Origin of the sequence: Kitasatospora sp. NPDC094028, assembly GCF_049543595.1 — a bacterium.
Taxonomy (GTDB): domain Bacteria; phylum Actinomycetota; class Actinomycetes; order Streptomycetales; family Streptomycetaceae; genus Kitasatospora.
Genome location: NZ_JBMVFA010000041.1, coordinates 1 through 13514 on the forward strand (window position 1 = coordinate 1; position 13514 = coordinate 13514).

Below are 13514 nucleotides of genomic sequence, written 5' to 3' on the forward strand. Positions count from 1 at the left end.
CAGGGGGGACCCTGTGGGAGAGTAGGACGCCGCCGAACAATTCTTCAGAGAAACCCCCATCCGGATTCCGGATGGGGGTTTTTCGCGTTTCCGGCGGGGCGAACGCCGGCACCGCATCCCCGATCCCCGAGTGCTGCCGTGACACCTGCAGGTGGTGCTAGGTCCACCTCGGAACTGGGGTGTCATGGCCAGTGTGCGGGTCCTGGTGGTTCGTGAACACTGTGAGTCGACGATCGGTACCGGTGTCAGGAGCTTCCGTGACGACGACAGAGACGCGAACGAGTGCTGCCTCGACGCACACACAGGCCGGGGCGGCGCTGGCCGCGGGCGGCGAGGCCGTGCTGCGGCTGGCGACACTGGTCCTGAGGGCGACGCCGGCGTTCGTGCTGCCGCTGGTGGCCGGCTGGCTCGCCGCGGCGAGCACGGTGGGCCTCCTGCAGCGCTCCGCCCTGGTCGTGCCCTGTGCCATCGCCGCGGGGCTCCTGGGGGTCGGCGTGGTCGGCGGAGCCCTGTTCGTGCGCCGGCCGGCGGCCGGCACCCGGCGACAGCTGGAGGGCTGGTACGGGATCCGGATACCGGCGGTCTACCAGCCGCGTCCGGAGCTGGAGCCGGACGAGCGCGGTCACTGGTGGACGGGGTACTCGTACCACCGCTCGCGGTCGGTCGCGCAGGTCGCGCAGCTGCTGCACTGGGCGTTCCGGGACCGGGCGACCCGGAGCGAGATCCTCTGGATGTTCGTCAATCCCGCGGCCGTGTTCGCGCTGGCCGGGCCGGTGGCCTTCCTGCTGGGGTTCGGGGCGGTCTACGCCCTGGTCGGGCCGCGGTTCGGCGGCCCGTTGAACGGCGGTAGGGAGTCGCTGCTGGTGAACGGTGCGCTCGGGCTCGGCATGATCGCGGTCGGAGTGCTGATCGCGCCGTACGCGGTGCGGGCGTACGCCACCGTGGCCCGCCGGGTGCTGGACCAGGACGGCCGGGCGACGCACGCCCAGCTGACCAAGCGGGTGGCCCGGTTGACCGAGACCCGGGCGGACGCGGTGGGCAGCCAGGCGGCCGAACTGCGGCGGATCGAGCGGGACCTCCACGACGGTGCGCAGGCCCGGCTGGTGGCGATCGGGATGACCCTGAGCACCATCGAGCACCTGATGGACACCGACCAGACCGCGGCTCGCACGCTCCTCGCCGACGCCCGGCAGTCCTCGGAGCGGGCCCTGCAGGAGCTGCGGGACCTGGTGCGCGGGATCCACCCGCCGGTGCTGGCCGAGCGCGGACTCGGCGACGCCGTCCGGGCGTTGGCGCTGGACAGCGCGCTGCCGACCGAGGTGTGCGTGAGCGTGCCGGAGCGGCTGCCGGCCCCGGTGGAGGCGGCCGTCTACTTCAGCGTCTGCGAGCTGCTGACCAATGCGGCCAAGCACTCCCGGGCGGACCAGGTATGGGTGGACATCCTGTACCGGGCGGGCTCCCTGCGGGTGGCCGTGACGGACGACGGCGTGGGCGTGGCCGATCCGTCACGGGGAAGCGGGCTCCGCGGCATAGAGCGGCGATTGGGTACCTTCGACGGTGTCCTCGCCATCGACAGCACGTCGGGCGGTCCGACCACTATCACCCTGGAGCTGCCGTGCGAGTTGTCCTCGCCGAGGACCTCTACCTCCTCCGCGAAGGCCTGATCCGGCTGCTGGAAGCGCACGGCTTCACGATCGCCGCCGCCGTCGAGACCGGCCCCGAGCTGCTGGACGCGCTGCTGACCCACCGCCCGGACGTCGCCGTGGTCGATGTGCGGCTGCCTCCGACGCTCACCGACGAGGGGCTGCAGGCCGCCCTAAAGGCGCGCCGGGAGATCCAGGGCCTTCCGGTTCTGGTGCTGTCCCAGCACGTCCAGCAGCTGTACGCACGGGAGTTGCTGGCGGACGGCACCGGCGGGATCGGCTACCTGCTGAAGGACCGGGTGTTCAACGCGGGACAGTTCATCGACGCGGTCCGCCGGGTGGCGGCCGGCGGGACGGCGATGGACCCGGACGTGATCGCGAAGCTGATGCACAGCACCTCGCGCCGCCCCGGCCCGCTGCAGCGGTTGTCCCCGCGGGAGCGCGAGGTGCTGGAGCTGATGGCCGAGGGCTGTTCGAACTCGGCGATCGCCGCCCGTCTGTCGGTGAGCGACGGCGCGGTGGCCAAGCACATCGCCAACATCTTCACCAAGCTCGAACTCGCCCCCGCCGATGACGCCAACCGCCGGGTGCTCGCCGTGCTGACCTACCTCAACGGCACGGCCGGGCCCACCGCCTGACGGTTCGCCCGGGCGCCCGCCCGGGGCCGGACCGGGCGCGCCGCCGGGTGGGGGACCGGCCGGGCGGTGACGGCCCAGGCTGCGGAAACGCCGAAACAGGCGTACGAGTAAACTCCGGTGAGCCGAGCCCGGAGGTCGCCCAGCCGTCCCGGAGGCCCGACCACCGACGACCGACCACGGGAGACCGGCGGTCGGCGGTCGGCAGTCGAGGCAGCGTACGGCAGCAGCCGACATCCAGGGGTTGATAGACGTAATGGCACGCCCAACGCTCACCAAGGCCCATCGCGGCCTGCTCGGCCTGGTCGCGGCCGGCGCCTGCATCATCTCGGGCATCGGCTTCGCGGGCTCGTACAACGCGGTGCGCGAGCTGGCGGAAAAGAAAGGTTTCGGCGCTTTCTCCTACGCCTTCCCGATCGGCGTCGACGCCGGCATCGTCGTGCTCCTCGCGCTCGACCTGGTGCTGACCTGGCTGCGGATCCCGTTCCCCATGCTCCGCCAGACCGCCTGGCTGCTGACGGTCGCCACCATCGCGTTCAACGCGGCCGCATCCTGGGGTGACCCGCTCGGCATGGGGATGCACGCCGTCATCCCGGTGCTCTTCGTCGTCGTGGTCGAGGCCTCCCGGCACGCGGTCGGCCGGATCGCGGCGATCACGGCGGACCGGCACATGGAGTCGGTCCGGGTGATGCGCTGGATCCTCTCCCCGGTGCCGACCTTCCGGCTCTGGCGGCGGATGAAGCTGTGGGAGCTGCGCTCCTACGACGAGGTCATCAGGCTGGAGCAGAACCGCCTGGTCTACCGGGCGCAGCTGCGCTTCCGGTACGGCCGCGGCTGGCGGCGCTCGGCGCCGATCCAGGCGCTGCTGCCGCTCAAGCTCGCCAAGTTCGGCGTGCCGCTCGACCCGGCGCTGCTCGACCGGCTGGACGACGAGGGCCGGGAGCTCGCTGCCAAGGAGGCCGGAACGACGCCGCAGCCCGAGCTGGAGGCCCGGGCGCCGGAGGTCCAGCAGGTCCAGGAGACCCAGGCCGCCGCGGCCGTCGCCCCGGCGGAGGCGGCTGCGGTCCCGCACCAGCAACTCCGGCAGCAGGCCCTGCACCCGCAGCACCCGCAGCCGCAGTCTCACCCCGAACCCGTGCAGCCCCAGGCCCAGGGCGAGCCCCAGATCCAGGCGCAGGCCCAGGTCCAGCCGCACCCCCAGGCGCCCCAGCCGGTGCCGGCCCAGGTCACGGCTCAGCCCCAGCAGGCCCAGCCCCACCCCCAGCAGGTCCAGCCGCAGCAACCGCAAGCCGCGGCCCCCGCTCCGGTGACGGTTCCGCCGGTGCCCGTGGAGGTGGCCGGGCCGGTGCTGGCGAAGCTGGCCGCCGTGCGCCGGCGCGCCGAGTCCGAGCCGGCCGGCGAGCCGGAGGAGACCCCGCAGCAGCGCGGCGAGGAACTGGACGTCTGGGCCGCACGCCAGGTCCGCCCCGCCGGCCACCGGCCCGACGCCGCCCCGGCGGCGCCGGCCGTGCCCGCCGCCCCCGCCGCTCCCGCCGGCCCGGTGACCACCCCGGCCCCGGTGCACCCCACCCCCGCCGACGCCGCTCCGGTGGCGCCCGCCGTCCGGGCGCCCGGCAAGTCCTCGCCGTGGTTCAACGCGGCGGCCCCGGGCCCCGAGGAGCCGGCCGTCGCTCCGGTCGAGGAGCCCGTCGTCGCCGAGCAGTCCGTGTCCGGTCCGGCGCCCGCGCACCTGGACCTCGACGTGGCGTACGAGGGCCTGCTCTCGTACATCGACAACCACGGCCACCAGCCCGACGCCCAGCGCCTCGCCGAGTGGCTGACCACGGAGTACGGCGTCAGCGGCAAGGGGCCGGACGGTTCGGTCCACCCCAAGGAGGTCGCCGACCTCTACCCGCGGCTGAACGAGCGCTACCAGGCCGCCGGGAGGGACTGACCGACCGCCCATTGACGGCCGATCCCGCCGGGACTACCTTCGCCTCAACAAATTGTTGAAGCGAAGGTTCGGCATGGGAGGCCGCGATGGCGCAGGTCGAGGTCGACGGTGACGGTCCGACGGGCGGAGCCTCCTTCTCCGCCGCCGCCCGGGCCGCCGTGGAGGCGCTGCTCGCCCCGGTCGACGCCGACCTGGCGCGCCGCTACCCGGGCGAGCCCGGGACCAGGCAGCCGGTGCACACCGTCTACGTCCCCGCCGACGCCTTCGGCGCCGACACCGTGCGGGACTGGGGCCGCCGGGCGCTGGAGGCCTTCGACACCCACGCCGCGACCCCGGCCGAGCTGGCCCGCGCCCTCGGCGTCGCCGACGACGACCTGCTCGCCGACGTGCACGCCCGGGTCCGCGCCAAGCTGGAGCGCGAGCCGGTCGAGGACCTGCGGATCGACTTCGAGGACGGCTACGGCCCCCGCCCGGACGCCGAGGAGGACGCGGCCGCCGTCCGCGCTGCCGAGCTGGTCGCCGCGGCGGTGGCCGAGGGCTCCGCGCCGCCGTACCTCGGGATCCGGATCAAGTGCCTGGAGGCGTCCGTCCGCGCCCGCGGCATCCGCACGCTGGAGCTGTTCCTCGCCACCCTGCTGGCCGGCGGGGGCCTCCCGGACGGCCTGGTGCTCACCCTCCCCAAGGTCACCTACGCCGAGCAGGTCACCGCGCTGGTCCGGCTGCTGGAGGACTTCGAGCGCCGGGCCGGGCTGCCCGCGGGCCGGCTCGGCTTCGAGATCCAGATCGAGACCACCCAGGCCGTCCTCGGCCCGGACGGCCGGGCCACCGTGGCCCGGATGATCGGGGCCGCCGAGGGCCGGGCCACCGGCCTGCACTACGGCACCTTCGACTACAGCGCCGCCTGCGGCGTCAGCGCGGCCCACCAGAGCATGGACCACCCGGTCGCCGACCATGCCAAGGCGGTCATGCAGGTCGCCGCGGCCGGTACCGGGGTCCGGCTCTCGGACGGCTCCACCAACGTGATCCCGACCGGCTCGACCGCGCAGGTGCACGCGGCCTGGAGGCTCCATCACGGCCTGGTCCGCCGCTCGCTGGCCCGCGCCTACTACCAGGGCTGGGACATGCACCCGGCGCACCTGCCGACCCGCTACGCGGCCGTCTACTCCTTCTACCGGGAGGGCCTGGGGCCCGCCGCCGCCCGGCTGGCCGCCTACGTCGCCAGGACGGGCGGGGACGTGATGGACGAGCCCGCCACCGCCCGCGCGCTCAGCGGCTACCTGCTGCGCGGCCTGGACTGCGGCGCCGTCGACCCGGCCGAGGTCACCGCGCTGACCGGCCTCGACCGCGCCCGGCTGGACGCCCTGGCCGGCCGCTGACCCCCGGCCGCGCGCCAACTAGGCTGGCGGTGCCGCCCCTCGTGCTCGGGCGGCGTCGCCAGCCGTCGCCGTTCCCGGGAGAAGCACCGCGCCATGTCCGCCACGCCGGAACCCACCGCCAGGCCGTACCTCACCATCCGGCGGGCCGGCAGCCACGAGATCGAGATCAAGAAGTCCCGGTTCATCTGCCACCTCGCCCGGGTCGCCGACGAGGACGAGGCGCAGGCCTTCATCGCCGGCATCCGCAAGCAGTACTGGGACGCCCGGCACAACTGCACCGCCTTCGTGGTCGGCGAGGAGCAGCGCCGCGAGCGCTCCAACGACGACGGCGAGCCCGGCGGCACGGCCGGGGTGCCGATGCTGGAGGTGCTGCGCCGGCGCGGCCTGACCGACACCGTCGCCGTGGTGACGCGGTACTTCGGCGGGATCAAGCTCGGCGCGGGCGGCCTGGTCCGGGCGTACGGGAGCGCGGTGTCGGAGGCGGTCGACGAGATCGGCCTGCTGGAGCGCCGGCCGGTCGCCCTGCTTGCGGTGGCGGCCGACCACATGCGCGCCGGGCGGGTGGAGAACGACCTGCGGGCGGCCGGGTACGCGGTGAGCGACCTCGCCTACGAGGCCGCCGGGGTGCGGATCGAGGTGGGCGTGCCGGAGCCGGAGGTGGCGGCGTTCCACACCTGGCTGGCCGAGGCGACCGGCGGCACCTCGGTGGCGGTCCCGGCCGGGCGGACGTACGTCGAGGTCCCGGTCTGACGGAACGGGTGCGGCGCGGCCACCGGGGGCGGGGGCCGCTCCCCGGCGGTCGCCCGGCGTAGCCGAGGCGTCGCGCCACGCGGGGTACCGCTTGAACAGATTCACCCGAACGTAGGGACGTGTCCCGGAGTCGGAACTTCGGCTCCGGGTTGTGGCGTTTCCTGGGCAAGGTTCCGGCAGAACCGGACGAATGACCCATCGATGGAGGACACAGGACCCCACGCCGCACCACGGAGGTACGCGCATGACCTCAGCCCGCTTCCCGTCGCGGACCGGCACCGACCCGGCCGGCCCCCGAGGGCCCGCGACGCCCTACCGGATGACCGTCACCACCGCGCTCCCGCACGCCGAGGCCGTCGCCCTGGCCGACGAGCAACTCGCTTCCTGGCTGAAGCAGGAGGGCTGCGAGGAGCCCCCGCCCGCCCGCCGTGCCGACCCCGGACGGGCCGCCACCGAGCCGCCCCCGACCGGACCACTCCCGACCGAGCCGCCCTCGACCGAACAGCCCGTGGCCGAACGCCTCCGCCTCGGCGACCGCGTCCTGCTCGACCGCGACCGGGGCCCGCTGCGCGGCGGCCGGGGAGCCGGCCGCTACGACCGCCGCCGCCTGCGAACCCCGGCCCCGCACGGCACCGGTCAGCTCACCCTCACCGTGGCCACCGCGGCCGGCGGCCCCACCTGGGTCCGGCTGGAGGCCGAGACGCACAGCACCGGCAGCGGTGTGCGCACCCCCTGCCGGGTGCCGGTGCCCGAACTGGCCTACTCCCTCCTCCCGCTGCTGGACGCCGCGGACGGTCCGGCCGCCGTCCACCTCGCCCCCCGGGTGATCACGGCCGCCGAGGTGGACGGGCTGATCGACGAGCTCTGCGACCCGGAGCGCCGGCTGCCCACCGTGGTCGCCAGCGTCCCGGCGCACCACGAGCTCGACGACTGGGTCGAGCAGGTGGTCCGCCCGCTCTGCCTGCAGCTGCCCGGCCTCGCCACCACCTACGTGCTGGACGCCGACGCCCGGCTCGGGTTCAACGTCGCGCTGGAGTACCACAGCGTCTACGGCGGGGCGGTGCGCACCTACCTGCCCGAGGTCGACCCGGCCTCCCGGCAGGACGGTGCCCGGCACCCGGTGCTCGTCCGGGGCCGAATAGAGCAGGACGTCCGGCGCGCCGCCGGGCTGCTCGCGCGCGAGCCGCGCCGGCTCGCCGCCGAACTGCCGCTGCCGCCGGCGCTCGCCGCCGTCCCGGTGCTGCGCGTCCCCCCGCCGGCGGCCCCCGCCGCCCGCAGCGAGGCGGTCGCCGTGTCCGGCCCGGCCGGCACCGGCGAACTGGCCGCGCTGGCCCGCGAGGAGCGGCAGGACCGGGCCGAACAACAGGCCAGGGCGGACGAGTTGGAGCGGGTCCGGCACACCCTGCGGCAGGAGCGCCGGGAACACCGGGAGCACACGGGCCGGCGCGAGGCCCACGAGGGGCGCCTTTGGTCCGCCGCCCGCGCCCTCACCGGCCGCCACTGCACCGTCCCGCCCGGCCCGGCCGGGCGCCCGGCCGCACCGCCGTCCACCGGGCCCGCCGGCCGCTCCGGCAAGCCCGAGACCTTCACCGAACTCATGGCCAGGCTCGCCGAGTTCCCGCTGCTCACCTTCACCGGCGACCAGAAGGCCGCACTCGCCCTGGACGGGCTGCAGTGCACCGGCGCCGGCTGGGCCCGGCTCGCCTGGGACGGGCTGACCGCCCTCCAGGAGTACGCCGAGGCGGCCGTGCGCGGCTCGGCCGGCGGCGACTTCAAGCAGTGGTGCGAACACACCCCGGCCGGCTGCCACCGCTTCCCGCCGCGCAAGGCGGTGCGCGGGGAGTCCCGGACGGTGTTCAGCCACACCAAGTGGAAACGCGAACGGATGCTGCCGGTCCCGGAGTCCGTGGACTCCTCGCGGCGCGCCTTCATGGGCGCCCACCTGCGGATCGGCGGCGGCCGCACCGCGCCCCGGCTGCACTACCTCGACGACTGCTCCGGCAGCGGCCGGATCTACGTCGGCTACATCGGTCTGCACCTGACCAACACCCGCACCAACTAACGCGCGCGGCCGGCCCCGGCCCGGGGCCGACCGGGACCGACTCGGAGGCCTGGCTGACCGCCGAGCCGGTTCGGTGGACAATGTCCGACAGGGGCGTGGCCGAAGGGCCACCGGTCGCCCCGGGCAGGTGTCGGACGAGCATGGGGGAACGACGACCGATGCAGTACTCAGCAGACGGCCGGCCCGACGGCAGCGCGACCGCGCAGTTCCCCCAACCGGGCTTCCTGGCCTCGGTGTTCCACGACCTCGGCGTCGACCAGGACGTCGACCAGGACGCGGACCGGGGCCCGGGCCAGGACCCGTCCCGGGCCCCGGAGCCGGACCTGGCCGCCGCCGAGCCGGAGGCCGCCGCCGAGCCGGACGGCGCCACCGCACCGCCCGGTGACGGCCCGTCCGGTTCCGAGGAGGAGGCGGTCGCGGCGCACGCCCGGGCCGCCGCCCTGACCCACCACCGCACGCAGACCGTCCGGACCGAGCACGACCGGCTGGCCGACCTGCTGCGCCGGGCCGCCCTGCCCGTCTCGGCCATGGACTTCGAGAGCCAGCTGCGCCGCTACGAGCCCCGCCCCTTCGCGGCGGACGGCCCCGGCCCGGACACCGAGGCCGAGCCCCGCTGGGAGGACTTCGCCCCCGCCGAGCCGCCCGCGGCCGATCCCGAGAGCGGCCCCTCCCGCCGCCTGCTGGACTCCGGCTACCAGCGCGAACTGGCCCGGGCCCGGCTCACCCACCAGCGCGCCCTGCGCGAGTTCCGCACCCGCCGGGCCGAGGCCGGCAGCCCGGCCGCCGACGACGCCCGGCGTGCCCACGAGGAGGCCGAGGAGGCCCGCGCCCGCGCCGTGCGCGAGTACAACGACAGCCTGGAGGAGTGCCGCCGGGCCTACCGGCTGGCCGAGCCGGCCGCCGTCGAGTCGCTGCTGGAGCGGGCGCTGGCCGCCGCCGAGACCGCCACCCAGGACCTCCCGGCCCCCTGTCGCGCGGTGTTCCGCCCGCTCACCCGCACCGCCGTCCTCGACCTCGACCTGCCGCCGCTCGACCTGGTGCCCTCGCTCACCGGCTACCGGCTCGGCCCGGACGGCGAGATCGCCCCGGTGCCGCGCCCGCCCGCCGACCGGGCCGCCGACTACCTGCGACTGGTCGCCCGGCTCGCCCTGCGCGCGCTGCAGGCCGCCGACGCCGTCGACACCGACGAGATACTCGCCGGGGTCGTCCTCAACGGCTGGCTGCGCGAGCCCGGTTCCGCCGAGCCGCTCTGCCTGGTCAGCGTGGACGCCGACCGCGACGCGCTGGCCCGCACCCGGCTGCTGCCGCCCGCCGCGCCGTACGAGGAACGCGACGACGAGGGCGTCTACGCCGACGCCGAGCAGGACGAGGCGCTCGTGCGGCTGCGCCAGCTCGGCGCCGCCGTCACCCCGGACCCGTACGCCCGGGCCGCCGTCCAGCCCGCCGCCCGGGCCGGCGCCGCGGTGCCCGCCGCGGCCGACCTGTCCGCCAACGAGTTCGCCCAACTGGTGCGGGACCTGCTCACCCGGGGCGGTCTGACGGAGTGGAGCGTGCGGCTGCGCGGCCCGGCCGGGCTGGTCGCCACCGCCGAGGGCACGCCCGGCAGCGCGCTGCCGGGCCGCTGGATGGTCTGGGCCTCCCGGGACGCCGAACCGGTCGGCACCGACCACATCGCCACCCTGGCCGAGGGCGTCCGCGAGGAGTCCGTCGAGCGCGGCCTGCGGCTGACCACCGGCCACTTCACCGACCGGGCCCTGGACCTCACCGCCGAGGAGAGCCACCGGCACATCCACCTGGTCGACGGCGACGGCCTGCGCGAACTCGCCCGCACCCACCTCGGCCTGCCGTTCGGCACCGGCCGCTCGGTCTCCTGAGCCGCCCCGGGCCCGGGCCCGGCCCCTCGCGACGGCGGCTCACCCCGACGGCCCGCCCGGCGGGCGCCGCACCACCCCCGCCCGGAGGCTGAGGAGCGGGCCCGGCCGGACGGTACCCCGGCCGCTCTTCGTCGAACGGCCGTCCGGTACGGTCGGCGGTCGGCCCGGCCACGGGCGGACCCCGGGGGGAGAGGCATGGGCAGAGCGCTCGGCAGACCGTACAGCGGCACCAGGAAGACGGCCGGGCCGACGCAGGCGTCCGGGCAGCCGGCGGAGGCGGCCCGATGACCGCCGTCGCCGTCGCCGCCGGCGCCTTCCTGATGACACTGATCGGCGGCTTCGTCGCCCAGCGCACCGGCGACCGCCGCCACCTGGTGCTCGGCTTCGCGGCCGGCCTGATGCTCGGGGTGGTCGCCCTCGACCTGCTGCCCGAGGCGCTGCACCAGGCCCCCGACGAGGTGCACGGCGTACCGCAGGCGCTGCTGATGTTCGCGGCCGGCTTCCTCACCATCCACGTGGTCGAGCGCGCGGTCGCCATCCACCGCGGCCACGAGGGCGAGTACGCCGAGCACAGTCACGGCGGCCACCACCACGGGCGCCGCGAGGGGCGGCAGGGCCTCGGCCTGACCGCCGCGCTCGCCCTGGTCGGGCACAGCGTGATGGACGGCTTCGCGATCGGCGCCGCCTTCCAGGCCGGCACCACGGTCGGCACCGTCGTCGCCATCGCCGTGGTGGCCCACGACTTCGCGGACGGCTTCAACACGTACACGATCACCCGGCTCTACGGGAACAACCGGCGGCGGGCCCTCACCCTGCTCGCGGCGGACGCCCTCGCACCGGTCTCCGGCGCCGCGATCACCCTGGCCTTCACCATCCCGGAGCACCTGCTCGGCCTCTACCTGGGCTTCTTCTCCGGCTTCCTGCTCTACCTGGCGACCTCCGACATCCTCCCCGAGGCGCACAGCCCGCACCCGTCCCGCAGCACCCTGCTCTGCACCCTCGCCGGGGTCGGCTTCATGTGGCTGGTGATCGGCCTCGCCAACTGAGGCGCGCCCCCGGGCCCGCCGCCCGGGCGGGCCGCGCCGCGGCCGGGCTCAGCGCGCCGCACCGCCCGGCTGCGCGGGCCGCCGCGGCGGCCCGGCCGCGAGGAAGCGCACCTCGGCGGAGCGCAGCACCCGCAGCAGCACCGCCTGGTCGGCGGGGCTGACCTCGCCGAAGTACTCCTGCGCCACCTCGTCGCGGACCTTCCCGATCCGCTCGACCGCCGCCCGCCCGGCCTCGGTGAGCAGGATCCGCACGGCCCGCCGGTCCGCCGGGTCCGGGCTGCGCTCGACCAGGCCGGCCTCCTCCAGCGCGTCGACCACCGTGGTCGCCGAGCGCGGGGCGATGTGCAGCTTGTCGGCGAGGTCGCTAAGCCGCATCGCGCGGTCCGGCAGCTCGCAGCCGGGCGCGTGGGCCAGCGTGCGCAGCGCCCGGGCCTGGCCGGGGGTGATGCCGTACGGGTCCAGGCGCTCGCCGGTGCGGCGGCGGATGCGCTTGATCGCCCTGGTCATCGCGTCGGCCAGCTCGGCGGCGTCCAACTGCTCACCGGCCTGCTCACCTGCCTGCTCACCGGCCTGCTCACGGGCCTGCTCACCCGTACCGTCGTCCGCCTGGTCGTCGGTCGGGGCGCCCGCCGGGTCGTCGGTCGGCGTGGTGGTCATGGGCGGTCTCCTCGGCAGGCGTCCGCCCAAGCGTATCGGCGCCGGTCCGGGACCCGTGGCCGGTGGTGGAGAAGCGTCCGGAAAAATGTTGAGTCAAGCTCAGTATCTGGGTTAGCTTGTCCCTGAGTGAGGGGACCCTAAGTTCCCTCCCCGAATCTGGAGGGCCCATGCCCCGCTCCGAGGCGCGCGTCGCCACCGACCGCCCCGCCCGCTACGCCAAGCAGCTCGCCGCCCACATGGGCCGCAAGATCGAGGCCACCTTCTCCGAGGAGACCGGCCGCGGCACCCTCGTCTTCGGCGCCGGCACCGCCACCCTGGAGGCCCAGCCGGACGCCCTGCTGCTCGTCGTCGAGGGCGAGCGCGAGAACCTGCCCGGCCTGGAGGACGTCGTCGGCCGCCACCTCGTCCGCTTCGGCGCCCGCGACGAACTCGTCGTCGCCTGGCACCGCGACAACGGCGAGGCCGGTCTCGTTCACCGCAACGACGACCCCGAGGCCTGAGACCCCCGGCCGCTCGGCCGGGGCAGCCACCGGTCGAGCGCCCACAGCACCAGCACGGCCAGGCACCAGCTGGCCACCACGTCCAACAGCCAGTGGAATTCGCTCCACACCAGCCCGGCGCCCACCCCGAGCGCCGGCGCCACCGCACCCGCCGTCAGCCCCCGGGCCGTCCGCGGCCCGGCCGCCCGGGCCAGCAGCAGCGCCGCCACCCCGTACGAGAGCGTCGCCGTCGCCGTGTGCCCGGACGGGTACCAGCCCCACTGCTCCGGCGTCAGCGGCTCCCCGAGCGGGCCCGGCCGGGCGAACGCCGTCTTCGCCGGCACCACCAGCAGCGGGATCAGCAGCGCCGTCGCTGCGGCCGCCGGCAGCGGCCACCACCAGCGCGCCGCCCCCGCCCGCCGCCACCACCAGGAAGCCAGCACGCCGCACGCCAGCAGCACCGGCACGGCGGGGACACCGCTGCCCAGGTCCGACAGGGCGTGGCCGAGCGGGTCGAGGACGGCGTTCGGGCGGGCCGACCGCACCGCGCCGCGCACCGCCCGGTCCAGCCCCAGCAGCGGCCCGTCCACCACCACCTGCCAGGACACCACCAGCAGCAGCACCGCCGCGACCACCGGAACCGCGACCGAGCGGGCCGCCCGGCCCAGGGCAGCGGACAGCCGCCCCGGAGCAGGGGGGAGAGCTCCGGGGCGGCTTGGATGATCGCCGTTCCGTGCGCCCCGGGGGGTGTGGGTCGGACGGTCGGTCGATCGGTCTTCGGTGTGTGCCGACCCTCCCGGGGCGGCCTGGTTGTCCGTGCCGTGCGCCCGCGATCCCGCCACCGGGGGCGGCTGCGCAGGCGGCTCAGCCAGGGGCTGGGGCTCGCTGTCCATCTGTGATGACACTACGTCACCCGTCCTTCCCGGCCGAGCGCCTTCAGCGATTCCGCACATCATCTTCACCCCGCGCCGGGCAACCCCACGGTCGCCGAACCGGTCTCTTGCGCCGACCACCGGGGCACCCCGGCGAATCCCCCGGGACACCCCGCCGGGACACTCC

11 protein-coding genes are annotated in these 13514 nt (G+C 75.8%); 9 read left to right on the top strand and 2 right to left on the bottom strand.

Translation table 11 applies throughout. The annotated features are described in order from the left end of the window. The first annotated feature begins 257 nt into the window (after window positions 1-257). The 8 genes from ACPC54_RS36595 (at window position 258) to ACPC54_RS36630 (ending at window position 11319) form a co-directional block, all read left to right on the top strand. Window positions 258-1664 (top strand): sensor histidine kinase, encoded by a 1407-nt coding sequence (locus ACPC54_RS36595; protein ID WP_498971072.1) that lies wholly within the window; start codon window positions 258-260, stop codon window positions 1662-1664. Further along, window positions 1616-2281 (top strand): response regulator transcription factor, encoded by a 666-nt coding sequence (locus tag ACPC54_RS36600; RefSeq protein WP_498971074.1) that lies wholly within the window; start codon window positions 1616-1618, stop codon window positions 2279-2281. The genes ACPC54_RS36595 and ACPC54_RS36600 overlap by 49 nt, the downstream gene beginning before the upstream one ends. Before the next feature lie 253 nt (window positions 2282-2534). Continuing rightward, window positions 2535-4211: a DUF2637 domain-containing protein gene (locus tag ACPC54_RS36605; protein ID WP_498971076.1), complete on the top strand. Its 1677-nt coding sequence runs from the start codon at window positions 2535-2537 to the stop codon at window positions 4209-4211. An 86-nt stretch (window positions 4212-4297) separates the two neighbouring features. Continuing rightward, the gene (locus ACPC54_RS36610) at window positions 4298-5587 is read left to right on the top strand and encodes a DUF6986 family protein (RefSeq protein ID WP_498971078.1); all 1290 of its coding nucleotides are present in this window, start codon (window positions 4298-4300) and stop codon (window positions 5585-5587) included. 93 nt (window positions 5588-5680) lie between these two features. Continuing rightward, window positions 5681-6337 (top strand): YigZ family protein, encoded by a 657-nt coding sequence (locus tag ACPC54_RS36615; RefSeq protein WP_498971080.1) that lies wholly within the window; start codon window positions 5681-5683, stop codon window positions 6335-6337. A gap of 244 nt (window positions 6338-6581) precedes the next feature. Then, window positions 6582-8399 (top strand): hypothetical protein, encoded by a 1818-nt coding sequence (locus ACPC54_RS36620; protein WP_498971082.1) that lies wholly within the window; start codon window positions 6582-6584, stop codon window positions 8397-8399. A gap of 158 nt (window positions 8400-8557) precedes the next feature. Further along, a complete protein-coding gene (locus ACPC54_RS36625) occupies window positions 8558-10273 on the top strand; it encodes a restriction endonuclease (protein WP_498971084.1) in 1716 nt (571 codons plus the stop codon). 284 nt (window positions 10274-10557) lie between these two features. Continuing rightward, a complete protein-coding gene (locus ACPC54_RS36630; protein ID WP_498971086.1) occupies window positions 10558-11319 on the top strand; it encodes a ZIP family metal transporter in 762 nt (253 codons plus the stop codon). A gap of 48 nt (window positions 11320-11367) precedes the next feature. Here the strand turns inward: ACPC54_RS36630 and ACPC54_RS36635 are convergent, their stop codons facing one another. Then, window positions 11368-11976 carry a MarR family winged helix-turn-helix transcriptional regulator gene (locus tag ACPC54_RS36635; RefSeq protein WP_498971088.1) on the bottom strand — a complete coding sequence of 203 codons (609 nt, stop codon included), beginning with the start codon at window positions 11974-11976 and terminating at the stop codon, window positions 11368-11370. Between the two features lie 167 nt (window positions 11977-12143). Here ACPC54_RS36635 and ACPC54_RS36640 point away from each other — a divergent pair, with 167 nt between their 5' ends. Continuing rightward, on the top strand, window positions 12144-12476 hold the full coding sequence (locus ACPC54_RS36640; protein WP_498971090.1) for a DUF2218 domain-containing protein: 333 nt from the start codon (window positions 12144-12146) through the stop codon (window positions 12474-12476). Here the strand turns inward: ACPC54_RS36640 and ACPC54_RS36645 are convergent. After that, window positions 12449-13090: a phosphatase PAP2 family protein gene (locus ACPC54_RS36645; protein ID WP_498971092.1), complete on the bottom strand. Its 642-nt coding sequence runs from the start codon at window positions 13088-13090 to the stop codon at window positions 12449-12451. The genes ACPC54_RS36640 and ACPC54_RS36645 overlap by 28 nt on opposite strands. Window positions 13091-13514: the final 424 nt, after the last annotated feature.

Excerpts from the sequence above, each read along its gene's own strand:
- ACPC54_RS36605 (WP_498971076.1), top strand. The coding sequence starts at position 2,535 with ATGGCACGCCCAACGCTCACCAAGGCCCATCGCGGCCTGCTCGGCCTG.
- ACPC54_RS36610 (WP_498971078.1), top strand. The coding sequence starts at position 4,298 with ATGGCGCAGGTCGAGGTCGACGGTGACGGTCCGACGGGCGGAGCCTCC.
- ACPC54_RS36615 (WP_498971080.1), top strand. The coding sequence starts at position 5,681 with ATGTCCGCCACGCCGGAACCCACCGCCAGGCCGTACCTCACCATCCGG.
- ACPC54_RS36620 (WP_498971082.1), top strand. The coding sequence starts at position 6,582 with ATGACCTCAGCCCGCTTCCCGTCGCGGACCGGCACCGACCCGGCCGGC.
- ACPC54_RS36625 (WP_498971084.1), top strand. The coding sequence starts at position 8,558 with ATGCAGTACTCAGCAGACGGCCGGCCCGACGGCAGCGCGACCGCGCAG.
- ACPC54_RS36630 (WP_498971086.1), top strand. The coding sequence starts at position 10,558 with ATGACCGCCGTCGCCGTCGCCGCCGGCGCCTTCCTGATGACACTGATC.
- ACPC54_RS36635 (WP_498971088.1), bottom strand. The coding sequence starts at position 11,976 with ATGACCACCACGCCGACCGACGACCCGGCGGGCGCCCCGACCGACGAC.
- ACPC54_RS36640 (WP_498971090.1), top strand. The coding sequence starts at position 12,144 with ATGCCCCGCTCCGAGGCGCGCGTCGCCACCGACCGCCCCGCCCGCTAC.